A 23,505-nucleotide genomic window follows, 5' to 3' on the forward strand; every position below is an offset into this window, starting at 1 on the left:
GGGCCGAGCCCCGCAGTCCCGCGCCCCGTGACCGAGGCGGGGGACCTGGAGACGGCCATGTTCGAACAGGCCAGGGTGGGCGAGAGCCTGCGCTTCCACGGCATCGGCAAGACGTTCCCCGGCGTCTGCGCGTTGTCGGAGATCAGCTTCGTCGCCCGGCCGGGTACGGTGCATGCGCTGATGGGTGAGAACGGCGCGGGCAAGTCGACCCTGCTGAAAATCCTCGGCGGCGCCTACGCGCCGAGCAGCGGCCACTTGCAGATCGGCGAGCGCCAGATGACCTTCCGCTCGGCGGCCGAGAGCATCGCCAACGGCGTCGCGGTGATCCACCAGGAGCTGCATCTGGTGCCGGAAATGAGCGTGGCGGAGAACCTGTTGCTCGGCCACCTGCCGGCCCGCTTCGGCCTGGTCAACCGGCGTGCCATGCTGCGTCAGGCCCGTGAGGTGCTCAAGGGTCTGGCCGACGAGATCGACCCGGCGGCGCGCCTCGGCAGCCTGTCCCTGGGCCAGCGGCAACTGGTGGAAATCGCCAAGGCGATGTCGCGCAACGCCCATGTGATCGCCTTCGACGAGCCCACCAGCAGCCTGTCCGCCCGCGAGATCGACCGCCTGATGACGATCATCGCTCGCCTGCGCGACGAGGGCAGGGTGGTGCTCTACGTTTCGCACCGCATGGAAGAAATCTTCCGCATCTGCGATGCCGTCACGGTATTCAAGGACGGCCGTTTCGTGCGCACCTTCGAGGACATGCAGGCGCTGACCCATGACCAGCTGGTGACCTGCATGGTCGGTCGCGACATCGAGGACATCTACAACTACCGCCCCCGCGAGCAGCACGGCGAGGCCCTGCGGGTCGACGGGCTGCTGGGGCCTGGCCTGCAGGAGCCGGTCAGCTTCGCGGTGAACAAGGGCGAGGTGCTGGGTTTCTTCGGCCTGGTTGGCGCCGGGCGTACCGAGCTGCTGCGACTGCTCGCCGGCCTGACGCGCAGCAGCGCCGGCAGCCTGGCTCTCGACGGCCAGCCGCTGACACTGGCATCGCCGCGCGATGCCATCGCCGCCGGCATCCTGCTCTGTCCCGAGGACCGCAAGAAAGAAGGCATCGTGCCGCTGGCCAGCGTGGCGGAGAACATCAACATCGGCGCGCGCAGCCGGCACACGCGGCTGGGGTGCCTGCTCCAGGGGCGCTGGGAGCGCGACAACGCCGTCCGGCAGATTCGCGCCCTGAGCATCAAGACCCCATCACCGGCCCAGCAGATTCTTTACCTTTCCGGCGGCAACCAGCAGAAGGCGATCCTCGGCCGCTGGCTGTCGATGCCGATGAAGGTCCTGCTGCTCGACGAGCCCACCCGCGGCATCGACATCGGCGCCAAGGCCGAGATCTACCAGATCATCCACGACCTCGCCGCCGAGGGCATCGCGGTGATCGTGGTGTCCAGCGACCTGATGGAAGTCATCGGCATATCCGACCGCATCCTGGTCATGAGCGAAGGCGCGATCACCGGCGAGGTGCCGCGCGAGCAGGCGGAGGAGTCGCGCCTGTTGCAATTGGCCCTGCCGCGTTCGCGTGGCTGAACGAACCACGAGGTGATCCATGGCGATTCAAGAAACGACCCTGGCGGCTCCCCGGCAAGGTCTCAATATGCGGCGCTTCCTCGACGACTGGGCGATGCTGCTGGCGGCGCTGGGCATCTTCCTGCTCTCGGCGCTGTTCATCGACAACTTCCTCTCGCCGCTGAACATGCGCGGCCTGGGCCTGGCAATCTCCACGGTGGGCATCGCCGCCTGCACCATGCTGTTCTGTCTCGCCTCGGGGCACTTCGACCTGTCGGTGGGCTCGGTGATCGCCTGCTCCGGGGTGGTCGCTGCGGTGGTCATGCGCGACACCGAGAGCGTCTTTCTCGGCGTGTCCGCCGCCCTGGCGCTGGGCCTGGCGGTGGGCATGGTCAACGGCATCGTCATCGCCAAGCTGCGCATCAACGCGTTGATCACCACCCTGGCGACCATGCAGATCGTCCGCGGCCTGGCCTACATCTTCTCCAACGGCAAGGCGGTAGGGGTGATGCAGGAAGACTTCTTCGTCTTCGGTAACGGCCAACTGCTCGGCGTGCCGGTGCCGATCCTGATCACCATTCTCTGCTTCATCTTCTTCGGCTGGCTGCTCAACTACACCACCTACGGGCGCAACACCATGGCCATCGGCGGCAACCAGGAAGCGGCGTTGCTGGCCGGGGTGCGGGTCGACCGCACCAAGATCGTCATCTTCGCCGTGCACGGCCTGATCGGCGCGTTGGCCGGCGTGGTGCTGGCGTCGCGGATGACCTCCGGGCAGCCGATGATCGGGCAGGGCTTCGAACTCACCGTGATCTCCGCCTGTGTGCTCGGCGGCGTCTCCCTCAGCGGCGGCATCGGCATGATGCGCCACGTGATCGCCGGGGTGCTGATCCTGGCGATCATCGAAAACGCCATGAACCTGAAGAACATCGACACCTTCTACCAGTACGTCATCCGCGGCACGATCCTGCTGCTGGCGGTGATCATCGATCGCTTGAAGCAACGCTGAGACACGGCCATGTGGCTGGGAGGATCGCGGTGGAGACGCATCTGATCGCCCTGGACTGGGGCACCACGTCGCTGCGCGCCTATCGGCTCGGCCCGGGCGGCGAAACGCTGGAAGAGCGCAGCCTGGCGCGTGGCATCCTGCAACTCGATGGCAGCGGCGATGCGGCCTTCGAAGGTGCCTTGGACGAAGCCTGCGGCGACTGGCTGGATGCCGAGCCCGGCGTGCCGCTGATCGCCTGCGGCATGGTCGGCAGCGCTCAGGGCTGGCGCGAAGCCGCCTACGTGGAAGTGCCGCTGGACGCCGGCCGGCTGGCCGCGGCGCTGACCCCCATCGAAACCCGGCGCGGCAGCATGTTTTGGGTGATCCCCGGGGCGATCCAGAACGGGCCGCTGCCAAACGTCATGCGCGGCGAGGAAACCCAGGTGTTCGGCCTGCTCGCCGGGCTGGACGAAGACGAGCGGGACGAGCCCCTGCTGATCGGTCTGCCGGGCAGCCACAGTAAATGGGTGACGGTGGAGAACGGCCGCCTGGGCCGCTTCCAGACCTTCATGACTGGCGAGGTCTACGCCGCGCTGTTGGGCCATACCCTGCTCGGACGGACTGTTGTCCCTTGCGAGGCCTTCGATGCTGCGGCCTTCGAAGAGGGCGTGCGCGTTGCCCGCTCCGACGACGGACGCGGCGGCCCGCTGTCCACTATTTTCAGCAGTCGCACGCGGGTGCTGACCGGCGGCCTGCGTGGCGAGTCCCAGGCCGATTACCTGTCCGGCCTGCTGATCGGCCACGAGTTGATGGCTATGGCCGAGGTCTGCCAGGCCGACTCGCACCAGCGCATTGTGCTGGTCGGCAACTCGGCGCTGTGCGCGCGCTACCTATGGGCCCTGGAACACAGCGGATTCAGCACCCTCAGCTTCGCCCCGCAGGCCACTGTCGCCGGGCTCTGGCGCATCGCGGAGCGGGCCGGGCTGCTCGCGAATCAACCCGCAGACGAGGTATTCGCATGTTCCGCCAAGCGTTAGCGGCCAATGGCCTGATCGCCATCCTGCGTGGTGTGCGACCCGATGAGGTGGAAGCCATCGGCCATGCCCTCTACGACGCCGGTTTCCGAATCATCGAAGTACCGCTCAACTCGCCGCAGCCGCTGGAGAGTATCGCCCGGCTGCGGAAGGTCCTGCCGCGCGACTGCCTGATCGGCGCCGGCACGGTGCTGGATGCCACCCAGGTGGCCGAGGTCTGGTCGGCTGGCGGTGAACTGATCGTCATGCCGCATGGCGACCCGCAGGTGATTCGCGCGGCCAAGGCTGCCGGGCTATCCGTCGCGCCCGGCGTGGCGACGCCCACCGAAGCCTTCGCCGCCCTGGCCGAGGGAGCCGATGTGCTCAAGTTGTTCCCGGCCGAACAGCTCGGCCCCGGCGTACTCAAGGCCTGGCGCGCGGTGCTGCCTGCCGCGACCGCTTTGCTGCCGGTGGGTGGCATCACACCGGAGAGCCTGGCGGCCTACCGCCGGGCCGGCGCCGCCGGCTTCGGCCTCGGCTCGGCGCTCTATGCACCCGGTATGGATGCCGACGAAGTGGCCCGACGCGCGCAGGCCTTCGTCCAGGCCGCCACCGCCCCCATTCCGCTTCCCTGAGAGGTCGACGATGAAGATCACCGGGCTCACCACCTATCTCGTTCCGCCGCGCTGGCTGTTCCTCCGCATCGACACCGACGAGGGCCTCAGCGGCTGGGGCGAGCCGGTGGTGGAGGGGCGGGCGCACACGGTCGCGGCGGCGGTGGAGGAACTGGCCGACTACCTGATCGGCAAGGACCCACGGCACATCGAGGACCACTGGACGGTGCTCTATCGCGGCGGCTTCTACCGGGGCGGCGCGATCCACATGAGCGCCCTGGCCGGCATCGACCAGGCGCTCTGGGACATCAAGGGCAAGGCCCTCGGCGTGTCGGTGGCCGACCTGCTCGGCGGCCGTGTGCGCGAGCGCATCCGCGTGTACTCCTGGATCGGCGGCGACCGCCCGGCCGATACCGCCAACGCCGCGCGACAGGCAGTGGCGCGTGGCTTCAGCGCGGTGAAAATGAACGCCTGCGAAGAAATGCAGTTCGTCGACAGCCACGCCAAGGTCGACGCGGTGCTGGCCAACATGGCGGCCATCCGCGAGGCGGTGGGTGGCGAGATCGGCATCGGCGTGGACTTCCATGGCCGGGTGCACAAGCCCATGGCGAAAATCCTCATGAAGGAACTCGAACCCTACCGGCCGATGTTCATCGAAGAGCCGGTGCTCAGCGAAAACCACGAGGCATTGAAGGAGCTGGCACCGCTCTCCTGCGCCCCCATCGCCCTGGGCGAACGGCTGTATTCGCGCTGGGATTTCAAACGCATACTCGCCGAAGGCTACGTCGACATCATCCAGCCGGACGCCTCCCACGCCGGCGGCATCACCGAAACCCGCAAGATCGCCAGCATGGCCGAAGCCTACGACGTCGCCCTGGCACTCCACTGTCCACTGGGCCCCATCGCCCTGGCCACCTGCCTGCAACTGGACGGCGTCTGCTACAACGCCTTCATCCAGGAACAGAGCCTGGGTATCCACTACAACGAAGGCAACGACCTGCTCGACTACCTGCACAACCCCGAGGTCTTCCACTACCAGGACGGCTTCGTCACCCTCCCCAACGGCCCCGGCCTGGGCATCGACGTCAACGAAGACTACGTGATCGAACGCGCCCGCACCGGCCACCGCTGGCGCAACCCGGTGTGGCGGCATGCGGATGGGAGTGTGGCGGAGTGGTGAGGGGGCGTCTCTGTTGGGGACTGCTCTTATCCTGAAAAAAACGCTCAACGCTGACAAACAACCGAGAAATTAAATGTGTCCCCTTCGGCACTGACAATGCCGAACGTGCTTTAGCACCAAATAACCTGAACATAGGTGGATGGCCATAGCCATCCACCCCTTTTCCCCACATCCTTCACACTCTCCCGTCTTGGCTCCCCAACCGACTTGCCTCCCTCCCCCTGAGCCGCTAGAGTCCGCCCCGTCACGGTCAATCCCGTGGCCGGGTGTAGCAACCTGACTGTCTGAGGCGCGGTAGCGCCGTAGCTGTGTAGCCGGCGCTTTTTTGTGCCCGGCTGCCGCATTTCTATGGTGGGCCGTGCGGGGCAGGCTTCGGCCTGGCCGGTTCCCTCGGACGCCGGTTTGCTACCCCCGTGCGGTCCACCTCCATCCGTGTAGCAACGGTGGATGTGGTTCCTTAACCGTTCGAGGAACTTTCCATGCGCTTACCGAGCTTTTCAGAAATCCGTTCAGTGTGTCGCTTCGCCATGGCGGAGGTGCGGCATGTCTGACTTCCGTCCGCTTCCTTCCCTGAGCACCACTTCCCGTCCTGTGCTCTACACCAATACCCGCCTCAGCTCGGACGAGTTGTTCGAAGCCGGGCAGGAGCGTTTGAACGCGGCGCAGCAGTTGGCGTTGGTGCTGTATTGCAACGAACCGCAATTGGATAACGGTGAAGTATTCGCGGCGTTTCGTCTGCTGCTGGGCGATGCGGCGGGGTTGTATGACGCGGCGTTCAAGCGTCTGCCGGGCGATTGAAGCCGCGTGTCGGCAGCGAGGAGTAAAGCCTGTCCGAGGCAAGCCCTCTCCCGCTCCGGGAGAGGGCGCGGGGATCAGCGGCTGGCTTCCACGAAGGTGTCGTTGATCGCTCCCACGCTCCAGCGTGGGAGCGCAGTGTAAAGACGCTCCGCGTCTGCTCTGTCTACGAGACGCGGAGCGTCTCGGGCTGCGTTCCCACGCGGAGCGTGGGAACGTCCGAAAAACCATCCACCCTTAAGAAGAGCCTGCGCATGTTGGCACCTGTTGTTGTTATGGCGGTGGTGCCGGCAGATTCATGGAGCATCCGGCAATCAGCTATCACCCGATCGGGTGGGCTTGGATGCCGTGTGGCCTATGTCACGTCGAGTTCACTTTGGGTGTCACGGAACTGGGGCGGTTGGGGCTGGCGCGTGGTGGTCTAGTGGTTGCTGCCCTTCCTGCTGGGCTCCATTGCTTTAGCCATCCACGAAAAAAAGAAATGTGCAGAAAAATGTGAAGGCGGTTTTGCTGGATTTTTCAGAAGGTCCTGTATTTTCGTGCCTTGCAGGCGGTTAGGATGTGTCTTGAAATGTGCATTCCTATTTCAGGATTTCGCACTGTCCCGTCTATCCGACGCAGGAAGCACAATGGCCCCCGCGCTTATCAAGAATATCCATTATGTCGATCCGGTTCTCCCGGAGCAGCTCCCCGACTCGATCATCGAGAAGGCCGATGCACTGCCGGCAAAGGTGGCGTTTCTGGACGGAATCCTCGCACCCGAAACCGGGGCCAGGCTTGCCAGGTTGCTGCAGATAACCAATACGTACTACTCGAACATGATCGAAGGGCAGTACACCGAGCTGGTGGATATGCAGCGAGCACAGAATGCCCCCCGTCGTGAGCGCCGGTTGTTGCAGGACCTTGCCGTCAAACACATGCAGGTGCAGCTGATCTTCGAACGGGCAATCCGCATGACTCCCCGCGCGTTCACGGAAATGTACAGCTCTTATGTGCGGTGCACAATCGATTGTTTGCCGGAGCCCAGGAGAATGCTCTTCGCCTCAGCGACGGGAGGCTCATGGTGCCCGGTCAGCTTCGAGCCCAGCCGAACGAGGAGGTGACGGTAGGCAACCATTCGGCCCCGGCGGCTTCCGCTGTGCACGCGATTCTTGCTCATCTGCAGACTTCATTCGGTCGGAACCGTGATGCAAGGCGTCAGCTCATCTCGATCCTGGCCTATCACCATCGCTTGGCCTGGACACACCCGTTCCTGGACGGAAATGGACGTGTTGCCCGAATGATGACCCATCTTCAGTTATTCCAGCTTGGTTTACGTCCGCACCTCTGGTCATTGTCCCGAGGTCTGGCTCGGCGGCATGAGGATTACTACCGAGTGCTTGCGATGGCGGACCGCCCCCGGGAGGGCGACTTGGATGGACGGGGTCAGATGTCCCAGCGGCATTACTTCGCTTTCATCGAGTTCATGCTCGATGTTTGTCATGACCAAGTGGACTATATGACTGCAGCGCTGAACCGCAGGCGTATGCATGAGCGCCTGATTCGGGCCTTCAAGAACAACGAGCGGATACTGGAACTGGGTATCCGCCCGGAGAGTGGGCCGGCCGTAGCGGCGCTGCTGCTGCAAGGTTCCATGCCGCGGAGCGACTTCAAGGTCTTCACAGGCCTTTCCGCCCGACCGGCGATCGATGAATTATCCCGGTTGATCAGGGCGGGAATCGTCGTAAGCCCCACCCCTAAATCGAGGACTATCGAGCCGGGCCTGCCTGCCTGGTTCGCCGCCGAGATTTTTCCCGATTTGCATCGACGCTTTCAGTGATCGGCCAAGTCTCATGGCTTGGGAAACTTATAGATCGTCGTCTGCGTGTAGACCTGCCCCGGGTCGAGCCGGGTGCTGGGGAAGTCCGGTTGGTTCGGTGAGTCCGGGTAGTGCTGGGTTTCCAGGGTGAAGGCGCTCCAGTGCGGGTAGGCTTTGCCGCCCTTGCCGTGGATGCTGCCGTCGAGGAAGTTGCTGGTGTAGAGCTGCACGCCGGGTTCGGTGGTGTACATCTGCAGTATGCGGCCGGAGGCCGGGTCGGTGACTTCGGCGGCCAGCTTGGACAGGTCGCCGCCGGTGTCGAGGACCCAGTTGAAGTCGAACCCGCCTTGCTTGGGTTCGGCGAATTTCAGTTGCGGGTGGTCGTCCTTGATGTGCTTGCCGAAGGCGGTGGGGGTGAGGAAGTCCATGGGCGTGCCGGCGACTTCCGGGAGTTCGCCGGTGGGGATCAGCTTGTCGTTGACTGGCGTGTAGCGTGAGGCGTGCAGCGTGGCGACCTGCTCGAGGATGCTCGGGTTGCCGGCGCCGGCCAGGTTGAAGTAGCTGTGGTTGGTCAGGTTGAGTACCGTGGGTTTGTCGGTGGTGGCGTGGTACTGGATGCGCAGCTCGTTGGCGTCGTTGAGGCTGTAGGTGACGCGGGTGGTGAGGGTGCCGGGGAAGCCCATTTCGCCGTCGGGCGAGACGTAGCTGAGCTGCACGCCGACCCAGCCATCCTCGTCGTGCGGGGTGGCTTGCCAGAGCTTGCGGTCGAAGCCTTCCGGCCCGCCGTGCAGGGCGTTGCTGCCGTTGTTCTGCGGGATTTGGTAGGTCTTGCCGTCCAGCGCGAAGCGACCCTCGGCGATGCGGTTGCCGAAGCGGCCGATGGTGGCGCCGAAATAGACGTTGCCGTTCTTGAGGTAACCGTCGACGTCGTCGAAGCCGAGCACGATGTCATCGACCTTGCCCTGTTTGTCCGGCACCCGTAGCGCCTGGAGGATGCCGCCGTAGGCGATGACCACCGCCTCCATGCCCTGGCTGTTGCGCAAGGTGAATTTCTCCACCGCCCTGCCGTCGGGCAATGTGCCGAAGCTGCCGCGCTCGCTGGAGAGGCCCTGGGCCTGGGCGATGCCGATCATCATTGATAAACCGAGTCCGCTGAGAATCCGAGCATGTTTCATCGTGGCCACCTTTTTTGTTGTGGATCAGCGGCACGCTTCCGTGCCGGTTTACAGGCGGAGGCCCGGGACGGCCTGGCAGGGGCATCCGCTTGAAGCGATTCGCTCAGTGCGAGTGGCGCGGCACCTCCGCGCCCCGGCAGCCGACCAGGAAATCGAAATCGCAGCCCTGGTCGGCCTGCATCACGTGATCGACGTAGAGCCGGCGATAGCCGCCGTCCCAGGTCCGCTCGGGCAGGCGCAGGTCCGCCAGGCGTGCCTGCAGTTCGGCGTCGGGGATGTCCAGGTGCAGGCGGCCGTTGGCGCAGTCCAGTTCGATGAAATCGCCGTTGCGCACCACCGCCAACGGGCCGCCGGCCGCCGCCTCCGGCGCTACGTGGAGCACCACGGTGCCGTAGGCGGTGCCGCTCATGCGGGCGTCGGAGATACGCACCATGTCGGTGATGCCCTTGGCCAGCAGCTTGGGCGGCAGGCCCATGTTGCCGACCTCGGCCATCCCCGGATAACCCTTGGGCCCGCAGTGCTTCATGACCAGCACGCAGGTCTCGTCGACGTCCAGGTCGGGATCGTTGATGCGCGCCTTGTAGTCCTCGAAATTCTCGAAAACCACGGCGCGACCGCGGTGCTGCATCAGTTCGGCGCTGGCCGCCGAGGGCTTGAGCACTGCGCCCTGCGGCGCCAGGTTGCCGCGTAGCACGCAGATGCCGCCGTCGGCGCGGATCGGGTTGTCCAGGCTGCGGATCACTTCGTCCTTGCCGTAGATCGGCGCATCGGCGCAGTTCTCCCAGAGGCTCTTGCCGTTCACCGTCAGCGCCTCGGGATTGGGCAGCAGACCGTTCTCGCCGAGGCGGCGGATCACCGCGGGCAGGCCGCCGGCATAGTAGAACTCCTCCATCAGGAAGCGCCCGGACGGTTGCAGGTCGACGATGGTTGGCGTGCCACGGCCGACACGGGTCCAGTCGTCCAGTTCGAGGTCGACGCCGATGCGCCCGGCGATGGCCTTGAGGTGGATCACCGCGTTGGTCGAGCCGCCGATCGCCGCGTTGACCCGGATGGCGTTTTCGAACGCGGCCTTGGTCAGCACCTTGGACAGGCGTAGGTCTTCCCAGACCATGTCGACGATGCGCATGCCGGAGAGGTGGGCGAGCACGTAGCGGCGCGCGTCCACCGCCGGGATCGCCGCGTTGTGCGGCAGCGAGGTGCCCAGGGCTTCGGCCATGCAGGCCATGGTCGAGGCGGTGCCCATGGTGTTGCAGGTGCCGGCCGAGCGCGACATGCCGGCCTCGGCGGAAAGGAATTCATTGAGATCGATCAGGCCGCCCTTCAGCGCTTCGTGCATCTGCCAGACGATGGTGCCGGCACCGATGTCGCGGCCGTGGTGCTTGCCGTTGAGCATCGGCCCTCCGGTGACGACGATGGCCGGCACGTCGCAACTGGCGGCGCCCATCAGCAGCGCCGGGGTGGTCTTGTCGCAGCCGACGAGCAGCACCACGGCATCCACCGGGTTGCCGCGGATGGCTTCCTCCACGTCCATGCTCGCCAGGTTGCGAGTGAGCATGGCGGTGGGGCGCAGGTTGGATTCGCCGTTGGAGAACACCGGGAATTCCACTGGGAAGCCGCCGGCCTCGTACACGCCGCGCTTGACGTGCTCGGCGATCTTGCGGAAATGCGCATTGCACGGCGTCAGCTCGGACCAGGTATTGCAGATGCCGATGATCGGCTTGCCCTGGAATTCGTGATCGGGGATGCCCTGGTTCTTCATCCAGCTGCGGTACATGAAGCCGTTCTTGTCGGCGGTGCCGAACCACTGGGCGGAGCGGAGTTTGACGTTCTTATCGGTCATAGCGGTCTTTCCTGTCGGACTGCGCGGCATATAGCCGGAACTGAGCGTAGACAGGGCAAGGCATCATCAACAAATATGTAATTCCTCTTAAGCGATACATGGATGGATATAGCTTGAAGCCTCTCAATGCCACCTGGTTCGTCCGTGCCCGCCTGAAAAGTCGGCACATTCCCTTGCTGGTTGCCCTGGGCGAGACCGGCAACCTCAACCGCGCCGCCGAAGGGCTGGGGATTTCCCAGCCGGCGATCTCCAAGCTGCTCAAGGAACTCGAGGAGGGGCTCGGCGTGGAGCTGTTCGAGCGACAGGCCCGGGGCGTGGTACCGACCCTCTATGGCGAGTCGATGATCCGCCACGCCCGCCGCCTGCTCACCGACCTGGACAGCGCCTTCGATGAAGTCAATGCCCTGCGTGCCGGGCAGAGTGGCCACGTGCGCATCGGCACCATCCTGACGCCCTGCGCGGAGTTGCTGCCGGAGGTGATCCGCCGCGTGAAGCAGCGCCATCCGCACCTGGAGCTGAGTATCCGTACCGGCGCGAGCCGCGACTTGATGGCGCTGCTGGAGGATGGCGAGCTGGATTTCCTGGTGGCGCGATTCTTCGCCGAGGGTGGGCAGGTCGGGATGCGCTTCGAGCCCTTGTTCCAGGAGCCGCTATGCGTATGCGCGCGGGCCGGGCTGGTCGACGGGGCGTTGTCCTTCGCCGAGTTGCATGACGCGGATTGGGTGTTGCCGCCGTCGGGCAGCGTGCTGCGCTATGAGTTCGATGCCCTGTTCCAGCAGGTCGGCATGCTGCCGCCGACCCGGGTGGTGAATGCGGAGAACCTGCTGATGGTGACCACCCTGCTGGAGCGGAACGACATGCTCACCGTTTTGCCGCGTGACGTGGTGGCGCATTACGCGCGCTACGGCATGCTGGCCGTGGTGCCGGTGACGGCGGGTATCGAGGAGGACCTCAATCGCAACCTGATGGCCTACGGCATCATCACCCGCAACGAGGAACTGCTGGCGCCGGCGGCCCGCAACGTGCTGGCGCTGTTGCGAGAATGTGCGGCGGAGGCCGGGCGGCGCGCCTAGCGGGCCGCCTGCTCAGCGGCCCAGGCGGCGCAGTTCGTCCGACTCGACTATGCGCACGCCTCGGCCTTCTTCCAGGGCCAGGCGCCACATCGCGCGGGCCAGGGTGCAGGCGCCGATGCCGCGCCATTTGCCTGGCAACCAGCGCAGCACGGGCGCGGCCAGGCGTTCGCCGAGGCGGAACTCGCTGCGCGGGCCGAGCAGCAGGGATGGCCGGACGATGGTCAGTTGCGGCCAACCCTGGGCCTTGAGCGCTTCTTCCATCTCGCCCTTGACCCGGTTGTAGAACACCGAGGACGCCGGGTTGGCGCCGATGGCGCTGATCACCAGGAAATGCCGCGCCCCCAGTTCCAGGGCGCGAGCGCCGACCGCCAGCACCAGGTCGTGGTCGACCGCGCGGAAGGCTTCCTGGGAGCCGGCCTGTTTGATGGTGGTGCCGAGGCAACAGAAGGCGGTGTCCAGCGGGCCCTCCAGTTGCGGCAGCAGGCCGGTCAGCTCGCCCACCGGGTTGTCCAGGTGCGGGTGCTCGGCCAGCGGGCGGCGGGTGGGGGCCAGCACGCGTGCGATGGTGGGTTCGTTGAGCAGCCGGTCGAGCAGGTGTTCGCCGGTGAGGCCGGTGGCGCCGGCAAGCAGAATGCGCTGGGGCGTCAGGTACATGGTTGGTCTCCGCTGATACCCATCAGCTTAGTCGGATGTTTGGCCGGCGTTGGCCGTGAGGGTTTTCGCGGCTTGTTGTTCGCGCAGCGTGCGCCAGTGGGTGATGACAGCCTTGGGCGCCCAGATTTGTGGCTCCGACGGTTCGAAGCCGTCGGCCTTCTCGCGCTCGGCAACCGTCTCCTTCGCCAGGGCGAAAGCCTTCTCCAGGTCGTCGGTCTCCTGCAGGGCCTCGGCGAACAAAGCCCGACCGAAGTAGGTGAAGTCGGCTTCTTCCGAACAGCCGAAGGACACCCGGTCGGCGCGTGCGGCGGTCATCACCAGGGTCTTGTCGTCTTTCAGCGGCGGGATGAAGCCGCCGGAGTAGCAGGCGGAAATCACCAGGACCTTGTGCCGATCCTTGAGTGGCTGGAGCAGGTTGGCCAGTTCCCTGGCAGGCAGGTCGGCGAGTTGCAGGCGCGGCTGGTCGAGCGCCAGTTCGTGGGTGTGCGAGCCGTGGCTGGTCAGGTAGATGAACACCAGGTCTTCCGGGCCGCTGCGCTCGGCGATGGCCTGCACCGCGCGGGACAGGCTCTCGCGGGTGGCCAGCGGACGGTCGGCCAGGTGGTCGCGGTGGTTGACCAGGGTGACCTGGCCATAGGCGCCGAAGCGCTTGCCGAGCAGTTGGCTGACGTAGTCGGCCTCGCGCAGGAACACGCTCTGCTTGCCGTCGCCGGCCAGGGCCAGGCTGTACAGCTCCATCGCCGGGGTGGAGGCGGGCAGGGCGGCGAGGGCCTGGTCGAGTAGACGGCCCTGTTCCAGCAGGCCGAGTTCGAGCGGGTCGGCCTGGGTGCGGCCCTGGGCATCGAGGGCCAGCCGGCCGTTCCGCCAGGTGCCGCTCTGCTGGCTGCCGTCGGCCAGGGTCAGGGTGCCCTTGCCTTGGTAGTCGCCGTTGGCGAAACGGCCCTGGTAATGACTGCCGTCGGGCAGGTCCAGGCGGCCTTCGCCGTGGTAGCGCCAGTCGCGGAACTCACCCAGGTAGCGGCTGCCGTCGGCGCCGTGGAACTCGCCGGGACCGTTCAGCGCGCCGTCCTTGAACGCGCCGAGCCAGACGTCGCCGTTGGCGCTTTCGTAGCGGCCCCGGCCATGGAACAGGTCGTTCTTGAACAGCCCGCTGTAGCGCCCGCCGTCGCTGCCCTGGTAACTGCCTTCGCCATCCAGCTGCCCTTTGCGGAAGCGTCCGCTCAACTGGCCGCCGTCGGTATCGTGGCGCACCCCTTCGCCATTCGGTTCGCCACGCACGAACTGGCCCAGGAAGCGGCTGCCATCCGGCCGCTCCAGGCTGCCGAGGCCGTGGAAGCGGTCGTCGCGGAATTCGCCGCGATAGACCAGGCCGTTCTGCTCGAAGGTGCCTTCGCCGTGCATGCGACCGGCCTTGAAGCCGCCCCGGTAGCGGGTTCCGTCGCGGTAGACCAGGGTGCCCTGGCCATCGAACTGGCCTTGGTGGAAACCGCCCGTATAGGTATCCCCGGACGGGCCGTGCCAAGTGCCCGGCCCTTCCTGCAGGCCATTGCGGAATTCGCCTTCGGACCAACTGCCGTTGGGGTAGTCGATCCGGCCGTGGCCATGCAGCCGGCCGTCGACCAGTTCGCCCCGGTAGCGTCCGCCGTCCGGCAGCACGCCATCCGGCGGCAGCAGCGGTTCGCCGTCACCGCAGGCGGCGAGCAGCAGGGCGAGACTGAGGGGAGCCAGGGAGGCGAATCGGCGACGCATGGGGAATTCCAGGGAGACGGGCGTTTCGCCGCAGTATGCCGCAACTGGACGCCGGAAACGAAAACGGGGCGTCGCCGCGCCCCGGTTCCGTCGAGCCGTGGATCAGACGAAGCAGAGCGTCAGCGGCTCGGCGATGTAGGCGGGCTTCTCCTGGCCTTCGATTTCCAGCACGGCTCGGGCCTTGAGCAGCCACTGGCCGGGGTTCTTCTCGTTGGCGTCGGTGAGGGTCACCACCAGGCGCACCCGGGAGTCCACTTTCACCGGCTGGATGAAGCGCACGCTGTCCAGGCCGTAGTTGACCGCCATTTTCAGGCCCTGGGGCATGATCATGATCTTTTCCATCAGCATGGGGATCAGCGACAGCGACAGGAAGCCGTGGGCGATGGTGGAGCCGAAGGGGGTCTGCCTGGCCTTTTCCGGGTCCACATGGATGAACTGGTGGTCGCCGGTGCACTCGGCGAACTGGTTGATACGTTGCTGGTCGATCGTCAGCCACTCGGAGCGACCCAGCTCCTTGCCTACATGGTCCTTCAGTTCTGCAACGGGTACGAACGGCATAGATCCTCCTTGAGGACGCGGGGGTGTTGTTGTTATTGGATGCGAACGTGCCGCTAAGATCAGCATGGCGGGGGCGCAGGGTCAAGCCTGCATCGCCCTGGCGAATGGCGGGTTATAGCGCGCCGCCGGCATGCCTATAATGCCCAGCTCGATTGTGGAGACCCCCATGCTGTTACGCGGCCTGACCTGGCTGGTGCTGTTCCAACTGATCGGCACCGTTCTTTCGGTACTCATCCTGCCCATGCTGCCGGGCCCGATCATCGGGCTGGTGCTGCTGTTCGTCTTCCTGCTGGTGCGTGGCGAAGTGGGCGAACCGCTCAACGTCGCGGCTTCCAGCCTGCTGCGCTACCTGCCGTTGCTGCTGGTGCCGCCGGCGGTGGGGGTGATGGTCTATGCGGCGGCGATCGCCGCTGACTTCTGGGCCATCGTCGGCGCGCTGGCGCTGTCCCTGGTGCTGTCGCTGGCCTTCGCCGGCTGGTTGATGCAGAAGCTGATCGAGCGCCAGGTGCGCCGCCGGGAGCCGACATGAGCCTCGACTGGCAGGGCGCCTGGCAGGCGCTGATCCACCATCCGCTGTTCGGCGTCGGTATTACCCTGGCCGCCTACCAGTTGGCGCTGGCGGCCTACGAGAAGACCCGCTGGGTATTCCTCCAGCCGGTGCTGGTGTCCATGCTGGTGCTGATCGGCGTGCTGCTGCTCTGCGGCCTGACCTACGCCGAGTACCGCAAGAGCGTGGAGGTGCTGAGCGTGCTGCTCGGACCGGCCACGGTGGCGCTGGCGGTGCCGCTGTTTCTCAACCTGCGGCGGATTCGCCAGTTGTTCTGGCCGACCCTGCTGACCCTGCTGATCGCCGGTGTCGTGGCGACCGTTTCGGGCGTGGCGCTGGCCTGGGCCTTCGGCGCCGAGCGCATGGTGCTGATGACCATGGCGCCGAAGTCGGTGACCTCGCCCATCGCCATGCTGGTGGCCGATCAGATCGGCGGCGTGGCGGCGCTGGCGGCGGTGTTCGTGCTGATCACCGGGGTGCTTGGCGCGATCCTCGGCCCGGAGCTGCTGCGCCTTATCGGCGTGCGTCATCCGGCGGCTCAGGGCATGGCCCTCGGCCTCACCGCCCACGCCGTCGGCACCTCGCGAGCGTTGCAGGAAGGCGAGGAGTGCGGTGCTTTCGCCGCCCTGGCTATGAGCCTGATGGGCATGACCACCGCCGTGGTTCTGCCGCTGGTGGTGGCACTGCTAGTCTGATCCACGCCCGTCGCCTTGAACCATCGCCGCCCGATCCGCTCTCTGGAAAGAAGGGGGCGCGATTTATCGATGAGGGTTGTGCATGAATTTTCCGTTGTTCCCGCTCAACACCGTGCTGTTCCCCGGCTGCATGCTCGACCTGCAACTGTTCGAGGCGCGTTACCTGGACATGCTCGGGCGCTGCCTGAAGCAGGGCGAAGGCTTCGGCGTGGTGTGCATCATCGAGGGCGAGGAAACCGGCGAGGCCGCCAGCCGCTTCGCCGCCATCGGCTGCGAGGCGCTGATCCGCGACTGGCAACAGCGTCCCAATGGCCTGCTGGGAATTCGCGTGGAGGGTGGCCGGCGTTTCCGCGTCAACCGTGCCACGGTGCAGCCGGACCAGCTCACCCTGGCCGAGGTGGACTGGCTGAACGAGACGCCGGACCGCCCGCTGCTGGGCGAACATGCCGACCTGGCGGCGCTGCTCACGGTGCTGGTGGAACACCCGATGGTCGAGGCGCTGGGCATGAGCGGAACGGTGACCGGCCAGCAAGCGCTGGCCAACCAACTCGCCTACCTGCTGCCGTTCACCCCGGCGCAGAAGCTGCAACTCCTGCTGCTCAACGACCCGGCGCAACGCCTGGATTACATCCAGGAGCTGCTCGACGACTTCCAGAGCGAGATGACGGCGTAGGGCACGGCCATTTGGGCGAATGAGTTCGCCCCTGCACTTGTGCGTCGTTCGTACCTCGGCCGAACCGGCTCTTCTGTAGGGGCGAATTCATTCGCCTGCACTTCACTGATACCGATACATCTCCATTGCTTCGGGTAGAGCCCAAGTGGCGATGCCGCCGAGCAACGCGAGGGTGGCCGGTAGTACCAGCCACCAGACCCGTGGCGCCAGCGCCGGCAACGCGGCGTGGCGCTGCAGCAGGCTCAGGCTGGCGGCGCAGACGGTGGCGGCGAGCAGGGCACCGGCGAGAATGTCGGTCGGCCAGTGCACGCCCAGGTAGACCCGCGACAGGGCGATCACCAGTGCCGGCAGGCAGGCCAGCAGCAGCCAGGTCAGGCGTAGGCGCGGCGGTTGGCCGCGGCCGGCCAGTACGCCGAGGGTCAGGAAGAAGGCGAAGGCCGCCGAGCTGTGTCCGCTGGGGAAGCTGTAGCTCTCCAGGGGATGCACCAACACGTCTGGGCGGACCCGGGCGAACAGCCATTTCAGGCTGCCATTGGCCAGCGCCGTGCCGAGCAGGCTGCCGATGGCGAAGAGCGCCGGCCGCCATTGGCGGGCGAACAGCAGCAGCGCGCAGAGCAGGGTGCCGGCGGCCACCTGGGTCTTGAAGTCGCCGAGGCGAGTGGCGACCACCATCAGCCGGTCGACCCAGGCATGGCGGTGCTCCTGCAGCAATGCCAGCAAGCCCTGGTCGAGGCGGTCGAGCTGCGGCCAGCCGACGAACAGCGCGGCCAGGGCGGCCATGCACAGCCCGGCGGCCAGCAGCGGGACCCGCGGATGCCGTTGCAGGCTGAAGTGGATGCACAGCCCGAGCAGCAGGCCCAGGGGCGCCGCGACCAGCGCCGCCTCGCTCCAGAAACCCTCCGGCAGCGGCAGGCGCAGGGCCGCGCCGGTGGCCCAGCCGGGCAGCAGGTAGGCTAGTGCCCAGCCGACCGACGCCAGCAGGCTGACCAGCAGGAAACGGCCGAACGGCATATCGAGCATGCCGGCGACCATCGGCAACATGGGCCGCAGCGGACCGATGAAGCGCCCCACCAGCAGGCTGGCGAAACCGTATTTGTGAAAATGGATCTCCGCGCTGGCCATCCATTCCGGATGGTGACGCAGCCCCGGCAGGCGCCGGATGTTCTGGTGAAAGCGCCGGCCCAGCGCATAGGACAGCAAATCTCCCAGCAGCCCGCCGCAGTAGGCCAGCAGCAGCGTCTCGCCGAGCCCCAGGGCGCCGCTGCCGGCCAGCACCGCAAGGGTGAACAGCAGCACGGCACCGGGCATCAGCAGGCCGATGATGGCCAGGCACTCGGTGCAGGCCACCACGAACAAGGCCAGCCCTAGCCACTGCGGGTGGGCGGAAAGCCAGGCGGTGAGGCCGTCGAGCCATTCAGTCATGGATGGGGTTCCCGTGGACGAGACGATGGAAGTCGCGACCTTCGACCTGTCCGCGCCGCAGCGGGTTTCGTGTGCAGTGACGCGCGAAGCCGGCATCGACGAAGCGATAGGCCAGGTGCTCGTCGCGCCCCAGCGGAATGCCGAGGCGGGTGGTCTGGATGATACCGATGGGGTGTTCGCCGACATCCTCGACGAAGAACCGTTGCCAGTCGAAGCGCCGGGCGTTCCATTCGGGCACCTTGAGACCGAGTGCCTTGCACAGCAGCGTCTGGCCGGCGCAGAGGCGTTCGACCGGGCGCGGCCGGCCGTTGGCGCCTGTATTGTTGCGTTGCATCAGGGCCAGGCTCTCCGGCCCGGAGACGGCATCCAGCCAGGGATGCCCGGATTTCACCAGCACGGCGTTGCCCAGGCCGTGGACGCTGATGTTTAGGGTGTCGCCGCCACGCGCGTAATACATGTAAATGTGCCCGCCATCCATGAACATGGCCCGCCGCGAGTGGGTATGGCCGAGGGACGAGTGGCTGCCTTTGTCGTCGCGATAGTAGGCCTCGGTCTCGATGATCCGCGCCGCGAGCCAGAGGCCGCCGACCTTGTGCCGCAGCACTTTGCCGAGCAGTTCGCGGGCGACGAGTTGGGCGTCACGGTCGAAGAACGAGTCCGGAAGCGGACGGGCAGCGGGCCAGGGCAGGTCGGCAGGGGTCGAATCGAACATGCGGGCAGCGGTCCAGGCTGGGATGCCGGACATGATAACCAAGCCTGCCGCGCGCCCGTCGGTGAGTTGTAACAAGGCATGGGGCGCTTGCGACCAACTTAGGTTGGGCGTGGGCTTCGCTGGATTGCCCGCTTCGCTTGGAGGGCTTAGGGTCGGGGCATAACGACAAGAGTGCCAGCATGAACCGCTCCGCCCGCGCCGACAGTGTCTACATCACACCCAGTGCCCACTACACGGGTTACGTCTGGTATCGCCATCGGCTGGCCGAGCCGGCCTTCGCCACCGGCTTCGGCCGCTTCGCTCACGGCGTGCTGGCGCCGGTAGCCTGGGTGGCGCGCGTGGGGTTCGGTCTGGATGTCGAGCATTTCCTGCTCCAGCGCCACCTGTTGATCGACGCGCGCCTGACCGAAGCCGTCGAACAGGGCGGCGTGCGCCAGGTGGTGGAGATCGCCTGCGGCCTCTCCCCGCGCGGGCGGCGCTTCCGGGTGCGCTACCCGGACCTGCATTACGTGGAGGCCGACCTGCCGCCGATGGCGGCGCGCAAACGCCTGTTGCTGCATGGCGAGGGCTGGCTGGACAGCCGTCACCAGGTGCGCTCGGTGGACATTCTCGCCGAGCGCGGCCCGCACAGCCTGGAGGCACTGTTCGCCGGGCTCGATCCGCAGTATCCGGTGGTGGTGATCACCGAAGGGCTGGTGAACTACTTCGAGCGTCCCCTGATCGAGGACTTCTGGACCAGGCTCGCCACGCAACTCGCCGAATTCCCCCGGGCCACCTACCTCACCGAACTTTATCCGGACCTGCGTGAGCACCCGCATTACCGCCAGTTGCGCTGGGCGGTGGAGTTCATCGGCCGTCTGACCCGCGGCAGCTACCCGCTGCACTATCGCAGCCATGAGGAAATCCGCGAGGCGTTCGGGCGTTGTGGTTTTCACCGTACCCGCGTGCTCGACCCGAGCCGGGAAAGCCCCGGCCTCGGCCTGCGTCCGTCGAAGGTGCCGACGCTGGTGCGGGTGATCGAGGCGAGTGTCGGCGCTGGCCTGCGCTGATCGCGAAGACTCAGGCGCAGGCCGCCCGCGGTGCCGGCGGAGCGATGTGTGCCGTCAGCGCCGCGCTGGCCTGGGGCTCGATGTGGGAGAAGATGAACGCCAGTCCGCCCGCCGTGCGCCGCAGGGGCAGCAGGTCGAGGGCGGGGAGGTCGGCTGTCAGCAACTGCCAGCCGCGCCACGGCAGCTCGTCCGGCAGGTCGGCGAGCAGGTGGCCGCCGAAGAAGCCCAGCTCATTCAGCTCCACCGGCCAGTCGCCGCCCTGGTCGTGATGCAGCAACGCCTTGCGCTGGCGGGGCGGCAGGCGCGGTTCGTGGCGGCGGTCGAGCAGCTGCAGGCCGTCGCGGGCCAGGCGGGTGCTCCCGGGGCTGGCCAGCGGCAGCGCCTCGCCCCGCAGGAACGGGTCGTACAGGCCGGCACAGGCTTCGCGGCGTTCGAACTGGGCCAGATGGTCGGCACCGTGGATCAGCGCACAATCGGCATTGGTGCAGGCGGCGGCGAACAGGGCATGTTCCCAGGGCTGGGTGAAGTGGTCGTGTTCGCCGGCGAGCACCAGCGTCGGGCATTGCGGATGACGGTCGAAGCCAGGGAACGCCAGCAGGCGCCGGCTGTTCTGCCGATAGCGCTCGACCTCCTCGGGCGTCAGGCGCTGCAACTGCCGCAGCAGAGCCTTGCGGAAGGTCGGCGAGACCTCGGTTTCCTGTACGCGCAACGGATTGATCAGGCCGTTCAGGGCGCCCTGGGCAAACGCCGCATGCCGGCCTTCGGCGAGCAATGCCAGGCTTTCTTCCAGCAACAGCCGGGCGCCGGGGCGGCCGAAGGCGGTGATGCCGGCCAGCAGCAGGCGCGCGCAATGACGCGGGTGGCGGGCGGCGAACAGGGCGGCGATGGCCGAGCCATAGGACAGGCCGATGGGCATCAGCGGCGGGATGTGCAGGGCCTCGGCGAAGGCGGCGATCAGGTCGGCGAGGTCGGCCAGCGTCAGTTCCGGGGCGAGCTGCGGGTTGCCGCCCTGGCTGGGCAGGTCGAGCAGGATCACCGGGTGTTCGGCGAGCAGCTCGGCGACTTCGCCGGTGAAAGAGCGAAAGCTCTGGAAGGCCCCGCCGAGCAGCAGCACCGGGGCTCGATCGTCCCCGGCACGCGCGGCGAACGCCTGGTAATGCAGGCGCCACGGGCCCAGTTCGAGCACGTCCGGGGCGGCGCCGAGCTGGCCGGCACTGAAATCGGTTCGGTATCGCATGCAGGCATCTCCCTGGCGGCCGCTTCTTCTTGTTCTGGCGGCACCCTCCAGGGGAAGGTAATCACCGGTAGCACTTTTGTTCACCCAACCTTCGGGCGGGCGGACGTCACCGTTCATCCCAGCGGTCAGGAACGGCGCGCCACGGCGTTACCTCCGGTGTGGCGTAACGCCTCGCTGCCGTCCGCCCGACGCCGCTGGGCGTGGGCTCCCGGCCCCGCTATAATCAGCCGCTTTCCTCGACTGCCAGACCTCCGAGACCATGACCGAGTCCGTGCTCGACTACATGACCCGCCTGGGCCGCGCCGCGCGCGATGCCTCGCGGGTGATCGCCCAGGCCAGTACCGCGCAGAAGAACCGCGCCCTGCTGGCCGCCGCCGCTGCCCTCGACGCCGCCCGCGACGAGTTGGCCGCCGCCAACCAGAAGGATCTTGACCAGGGCAAGGCGAACGCTCTCGAGCCAGCGCTGCTGGATCGCCTGGCCCTGACCCCGGCGCGCATCGATTCCATGATCGAAGGCCTGCGCCAGGTCGCCGCCCTGCCGGACCCGGTGGGCGCGATCCGCGACATGAGCTACCGCCCCTCGGGCATCCAGATCGGCAAGATGCGCGTGCCGCTGGGCGTGATCGGCATCATCTACGAGTCGCGGCCGAACGTGACCATCGATGCCGCCAGCCTGTGTCTGAAGTCCGGCAACGCCACCATCCTGCGCGGCGGTTCCGAAGCGATCCATTCCAACCGCGCCATTGCCGCCTGCATCCGCCAGGGGCTGGCCGAGGCCGGGCTGCCGGACACGGCGGTGCAAGTGGTGGATACCACCGACCGCGCGGCAGTAGGCGCGTTGATCGCCATGCCGGAGTTCGTCGACGTGATCGTCCCGCGCGGCGGCAAGGGCCTGATCGAACGCATCAGCCGCGATGCCCGCGTGCCGGTGATCAAGCACCTGGACGGCATTTGCCACGTCTACGTCGATGCGCTGGCCGACCTGGAAAAGGCCCGGAGCATCGCCTTCAACGCCAAGTGCTACCGCTATGGCATCTGCGGCGCGATGGAAACCCTGCTGGTCGACCAGGCGGTGGCCGCGGCCTTCCTGCCGGCCATGGCGCAGATGTTCGTGGAAAAGGGCGTCGAGCTGCGCGGTTGCGAGCGTACCCGTGCACTGATCCAGGCCGAGCCGGCGACGGAAGAGGACTGGAGCACCGAGTACCTGGCGGCGATCCTGTCGATCCGCGTGGTCGACGGGCTCGACGAGGCCATCGCGCACATCAACCGTTACGGTTCGCACCACACCGACTCCATCGTCACCGAGCACCAGGGCCATGCCCGGCGCTTCCTCGCCGAGGTGGACTCCAGTTCGGTGATGCTCAATACCCCGACCTGCTTCGCCGACGGCTTCGAGTACGGCCTGGGCGCGGAGATCGGCATTTCCACCGATAAGCTGCATGCGCGCGGTCCGGTCGGCCTGGAAGGCCTGACCTGCGAGAAGTACGTGGTGATCGGCGACGGTCAGCTGCGCGGCTGATGGCGAAACGGATCGGCATTCTCGGCGGCACCTTCGACCCGGTGCACATCGGCCATCTGCGCGGCGCGCTGGAGGTGGCCGAACAGTTCGGTCTCGACGAACTGCGCCTGATTCCCAGCGCGCGCCCGCCGCACCGCAACACGCCGCAGGTATCGGCGGCCGACCGGCTGGCGATGGTCGAGCAGGCCGTGGCGGGCCTGCCGCCGCTCACGGTGGACGACCGCGAGCTGAGGCGCGACAAGCCGTCCTACAGCATCGACACCCTGGAATCCCTGCGCGCCGAACTGGCGCCGGAAGACCAGTTGTTCCTGCTGCTGGGGTGGGATGCCTTCTGCGGCTTGCCGACTTGGCACCGCTGGGAGGAGCTGCTCGATCACTGCCACATCCTGGTGCTGCAACGGCCGGATGCCGACAGTGAGCCCCCAGAAAGCCTGCGCGACTTGGTCGCCGCGCGCAGCATCAACGATCCACAGGCCCTCACCGGGCCGAGCGGCCACATCGCTTTCGTCTGGCAGACGCCATTGGAAGTGTCGGCCACCCAGATCCGCCAACGGCTGGCCAGCGGCAGATCGGTGCGTTTCCTGGTACCCGATGCGGTGCTGGCATACATCAACGCGCACGGGCTGTACCGTGCGCCGACGAATTGAACACGAGGCAACAGAA

Annotated in this window: 23 protein-coding genes; 15 read left to right on the top strand and 8 right to left on the bottom strand. The window is 66.7% G+C overall.

Annotated features, from left to right (window positions below; genetic code table 11):
• The first annotated feature begins 57 nt into the window (after positions 1-57).
• The 8 genes from araG (at position 58) to PIN01S_RS09180 (ending at position 7,960) form a co-directional block, all read left to right on the top strand.
• Positions 58-1,572, top strand: a complete 1,515-nt coding sequence (gene araG, locus PIN01S_RS09150) for an L-arabinose ABC transporter ATP-binding protein AraG (protein ID WP_090257181.1) — start codon at positions 58-60, stop codon at positions 1,570-1,572.
• A 19-nt stretch (positions 1,573-1,591) separates the two neighbouring features.
• On the top strand, positions 1,592-2,560 hold the full coding sequence (gene araH / locus PIN01S_RS09155) for an L-arabinose ABC transporter permease AraH (RefSeq protein WP_084335356.1): 969 nt from the start codon (positions 1,592-1,594) through the stop codon (positions 2,558-2,560).
• A 29-nt stretch (positions 2,561-2,589) separates the two neighbouring features.
• The gene (locus PIN01S_RS09160) at positions 2,590-3,576 is read left to right on the top strand and encodes a 2-dehydro-3-deoxygalactonokinase (protein WP_084335357.1); all 987 of its coding nucleotides are present in this window, start codon (positions 2,590-2,592) and stop codon (positions 3,574-3,576) included.
• Positions 3,558-4,187 carry a 2-dehydro-3-deoxy-6-phosphogalactonate aldolase gene (locus PIN01S_RS09165; RefSeq protein WP_084335358.1) on the top strand — a complete coding sequence of 210 codons (630 nt, stop codon included), beginning with the start codon at positions 3,558-3,560 and terminating at the stop codon, positions 4,185-4,187. The genes PIN01S_RS09160 and PIN01S_RS09165 overlap by 19 nt, the downstream gene beginning before the upstream one ends.
• Positions 4,188-4,197: 10 nt before the next feature.
• Positions 4,198-5,346, top strand: coding sequence for a galactonate dehydratase (dgoD, locus tag PIN01S_RS09170; RefSeq protein WP_084335359.1), 1,149 nt, complete (start codon positions 4,198-4,200; stop codon positions 5,344-5,346).
• A gap of 543 nt (positions 5,347-5,889) precedes the next feature.
• Complete coding sequence (locus PIN01S_RS09175) at positions 5,890-6,144, top strand: hypothetical protein (protein ID WP_084335360.1); 255 nt, start codon at positions 5,890-5,892, stop codon at positions 6,142-6,144.
• Positions 6,145-6,770: 626 nt separating this feature from the next.
• Positions 6,771-7,244, top strand: coding sequence for a hypothetical protein (locus PIN01S_RS27100; protein ID WP_244505966.1), 474 nt, complete (start codon positions 6,771-6,773; stop codon positions 7,242-7,244).
• Complete coding sequence (locus tag PIN01S_RS09180; RefSeq protein ID WP_244505967.1) at positions 7,139-7,960, top strand: Fic family protein; 822 nt, start codon at positions 7,139-7,141, stop codon at positions 7,958-7,960. The genes PIN01S_RS27100 and PIN01S_RS09180 overlap by 106 nt, the downstream gene beginning before the upstream one ends.
• Before the next feature lie 11 nt (positions 7,961-7,971).
• Here PIN01S_RS09180 and PIN01S_RS09185 read toward each other — a convergent pair whose 3' ends face one another.
• The gene (locus tag PIN01S_RS09185; RefSeq protein WP_084335361.1) at positions 7,972-9,114 is read right to left on the bottom strand and encodes an aldose epimerase family protein; all 1,143 of its coding nucleotides are present in this window, start codon (positions 9,112-9,114) and stop codon (positions 7,972-7,974) included.
• Positions 9,115-9,217: 103 nt separating this feature from the next.
• A complete protein-coding gene (locus tag PIN01S_RS09190; protein ID WP_084335362.1) occupies positions 9,218-10,954 on the bottom strand; it encodes an IlvD/Edd family dehydratase in 1,737 nt (578 codons plus the stop codon).
• 113 nt (positions 10,955-11,067) lie between these two features.
• Between PIN01S_RS09190 and PIN01S_RS09195 the strand changes: the two genes are divergently transcribed.
• A complete protein-coding gene (locus PIN01S_RS09195) occupies positions 11,068-12,027 on the top strand; it encodes a LysR substrate-binding domain-containing protein (protein ID WP_244505968.1) in 960 nt (319 codons plus the stop codon).
• A 12-nt stretch (positions 12,028-12,039) separates the two neighbouring features.
• Here PIN01S_RS09195 and PIN01S_RS09200 read toward each other — a convergent pair whose 3' ends face one another.
• From PIN01S_RS09200 to PIN01S_RS09210, 3 genes are all read right to left on the bottom strand, one after another.
• Positions 12,040-12,681, bottom strand: coding sequence for an oxidoreductase (locus tag PIN01S_RS09200; RefSeq protein ID WP_084335363.1), 642 nt, complete (start codon positions 12,679-12,681; stop codon positions 12,040-12,042).
• A 27-nt stretch (positions 12,682-12,708) separates the two neighbouring features.
• On the bottom strand, positions 12,709-14,430 hold the full coding sequence (locus PIN01S_RS09205) for a C13 family peptidase (protein ID WP_084335364.1): 1,722 nt from the start codon (positions 14,428-14,430) through the stop codon (positions 12,709-12,711).
• Between the two features lie 102 nt (positions 14,431-14,532).
• Entirely contained in the window at positions 14,533-14,988 is a 456-nt protein-coding gene (locus PIN01S_RS09210) for a MaoC family dehydratase (RefSeq protein ID WP_084335365.1), read from the bottom strand.
• Between the two features lie 166 nt (positions 14,989-15,154).
• Between PIN01S_RS09210 and PIN01S_RS09215 the strand changes: the two genes are divergently transcribed.
• From PIN01S_RS09215 to PIN01S_RS09225, 3 genes are all read left to right on the top strand, one after another.
• Complete coding sequence (locus tag PIN01S_RS09215) at positions 15,155-15,517, top strand: CidA/LrgA family protein (RefSeq protein ID WP_084335366.1); 363 nt, start codon at positions 15,155-15,157, stop codon at positions 15,515-15,517.
• Positions 15,514-16,230 carry an LrgB family protein gene (locus tag PIN01S_RS09220; RefSeq protein WP_084335367.1) on the top strand — a complete coding sequence of 239 codons (717 nt, stop codon included), beginning with the start codon at positions 15,514-15,516 and terminating at the stop codon, positions 16,228-16,230. Before PIN01S_RS09215 ends, PIN01S_RS09220 begins: the two co-directional genes overlap by 4 nt.
• A gap of 82 nt (positions 16,231-16,312) precedes the next feature.
• Positions 16,313-16,903, top strand: a complete 591-nt coding sequence (locus PIN01S_RS09225; protein ID WP_084335368.1) for an LON peptidase substrate-binding domain-containing protein — start codon at positions 16,313-16,315, stop codon at positions 16,901-16,903.
• Positions 16,904-17,005: 102 nt separating this feature from the next.
• Here the strand turns inward: PIN01S_RS09225 and PIN01S_RS09230 are convergent, their stop codons facing one another.
• Together PIN01S_RS09230 and PIN01S_RS09235 are read right to left on the bottom strand one after the other, a co-directional pair.
• Positions 17,006-18,325, bottom strand: a complete 1,320-nt coding sequence (locus PIN01S_RS09230; protein ID WP_084335369.1) for a bifunctional DedA family/phosphatase PAP2 family protein — start codon at positions 18,323-18,325, stop codon at positions 17,006-17,008.
• Complete coding sequence (locus PIN01S_RS09235) at positions 18,318-19,037, bottom strand: DNA-3-methyladenine glycosylase (protein WP_084335550.1); 720 nt, start codon at positions 19,035-19,037, stop codon at positions 18,318-18,320. The genes PIN01S_RS09230 and PIN01S_RS09235 overlap by 8 nt, the downstream gene beginning before the upstream one ends.
• 179 nt (positions 19,038-19,216) lie before the next feature.
• Here PIN01S_RS09235 and PIN01S_RS09240 point away from each other — a divergent pair, with 179 nt between their 5' ends.
• A complete protein-coding gene (locus PIN01S_RS09240; protein ID WP_084335370.1) occupies positions 19,217-20,086 on the top strand; it encodes a class I SAM-dependent methyltransferase in 870 nt (289 codons plus the stop codon).
• 10 nt (positions 20,087-20,096) lie between these two features.
• On the opposite strand, the gene PIN01S_RS09245 is transcribed toward PIN01S_RS09240, so the two are convergent.
• The gene (locus tag PIN01S_RS09245) at positions 20,097-21,323 is read right to left on the bottom strand and encodes an alpha/beta fold hydrolase (RefSeq protein WP_084335371.1); all 1,227 of its coding nucleotides are present in this window, start codon (positions 21,321-21,323) and stop codon (positions 20,097-20,099) included.
• A gap of 259 nt (positions 21,324-21,582) precedes the next feature.
• Here PIN01S_RS09245 and PIN01S_RS09250 point away from each other — a divergent pair, with 259 nt between their 5' ends.
• Positions 21,583-22,842: a glutamate-5-semialdehyde dehydrogenase gene (locus PIN01S_RS09250; RefSeq protein ID WP_084335372.1), complete on the top strand. Its 1,260-nt coding sequence runs from the start codon at positions 21,583-21,585 to the stop codon at positions 22,840-22,842.
• Positions 22,842-23,489 (top strand): nicotinate-nucleotide adenylyltransferase, encoded by a 648-nt coding sequence (gene nadD / locus PIN01S_RS09255; protein ID WP_084335373.1) that lies wholly within the window; start codon positions 22,842-22,844, stop codon positions 23,487-23,489. Before PIN01S_RS09250 ends, nadD begins: the two co-directional genes overlap by 1 nt.
• Positions 23,490-23,505: the final 16 nt, after the last annotated feature.

It is taken from the genome of Pseudomonas indica NBRC 103045 (genome assembly GCF_002091635.1).
Lineage (GTDB): Bacteria > Pseudomonadota > Gammaproteobacteria > Pseudomonadales > Pseudomonadaceae > Pseudomonas_M > Pseudomonas_M indica.

Coding starts and splice junctions, on each gene's coding strand:
- PIN01S_RS09240 (WP_084335370.1), top strand. CDS start 19,217: ATGAACCGCTCCGCCCGCGCCGACAGTGTCTACATCACACCCAGTGCC.
- PIN01S_RS09215 (WP_084335366.1), top strand. CDS start 15,155: ATGCTGTTACGCGGCCTGACCTGGCTGGTGCTGTTCCAACTGATCGGC.
- PIN01S_RS09175 (WP_084335360.1), top strand. CDS start 5,890: ATGTCTGACTTCCGTCCGCTTCCTTCCCTGAGCACCACTTCCCGTCCT.
- PIN01S_RS09200 (WP_084335363.1), bottom strand. CDS start 12,681: ATGTACCTGACGCCCCAGCGCATTCTGCTTGCCGGCGCCACCGGCCTC.
- dgoD (WP_084335359.1), top strand. CDS start 4,198: ATGAAGATCACCGGGCTCACCACCTATCTCGTTCCGCCGCGCTGGCTG.
- PIN01S_RS09205 (WP_084335364.1), bottom strand. CDS start 14,430: ATGCGTCGCCGATTCGCCTCCCTGGCTCCCCTCAGTCTCGCCCTGCTG.
- nadD (WP_084335373.1), top strand. CDS start 22,842: ATGGCGAAACGGATCGGCATTCTCGGCGGCACCTTCGACCCGGTGCAC.
- PIN01S_RS09165 (WP_084335358.1), top strand. CDS start 3,558: ATGTTCCGCCAAGCGTTAGCGGCCAATGGCCTGATCGCCATCCTGCGT.
- PIN01S_RS09220 (WP_084335367.1), top strand. CDS start 15,514: ATGAGCCTCGACTGGCAGGGCGCCTGGCAGGCGCTGATCCACCATCCG.
- PIN01S_RS09210 (WP_084335365.1), bottom strand. CDS start 14,988: ATGCCGTTCGTACCCGTTGCAGAACTGAAGGACCATGTAGGCAAGGAG.
- PIN01S_RS09245 (WP_084335371.1), bottom strand. CDS start 21,323: ATGCGATACCGAACCGATTTCAGTGCCGGCCAGCTCGGCGCCGCCCCG.
- PIN01S_RS09250 (WP_084335372.1), top strand. CDS start 21,583: ATGACCGAGTCCGTGCTCGACTACATGACCCGCCTGGGCCGCGCCGCG.
- PIN01S_RS09225 (WP_084335368.1), top strand. CDS start 16,313: ATGAATTTTCCGTTGTTCCCGCTCAACACCGTGCTGTTCCCCGGCTGC.
- araH (WP_084335356.1), top strand. CDS start 1,592: ATGGCGATTCAAGAAACGACCCTGGCGGCTCCCCGGCAAGGTCTCAAT.
- PIN01S_RS09230 (WP_084335369.1), bottom strand. CDS start 18,325: ATGACTGAATGGCTCGACGGCCTCACCGCCTGGCTTTCCGCCCACCCG.
- PIN01S_RS09190 (WP_084335362.1), bottom strand. CDS start 10,954: ATGACCGATAAGAACGTCAAACTCCGCTCCGCCCAGTGGTTCGGCACC.
- PIN01S_RS09185 (WP_084335361.1), bottom strand. CDS start 9,114: ATGAAACATGCTCGGATTCTCAGCGGACTCGGTTTATCAATGATGATC.
- araG (WP_090257181.1), top strand. CDS start 58: ATGTTCGAACAGGCCAGGGTGGGCGAGAGCCTGCGCTTCCACGGCATC.
- PIN01S_RS27100 (WP_244505966.1), top strand. CDS start 6,771: ATGGCCCCCGCGCTTATCAAGAATATCCATTATGTCGATCCGGTTCTC.
- PIN01S_RS09235 (WP_084335550.1), bottom strand. CDS start 19,037: ATGTTCGATTCGACCCCTGCCGACCTGCCCTGGCCCGCTGCCCGTCCG.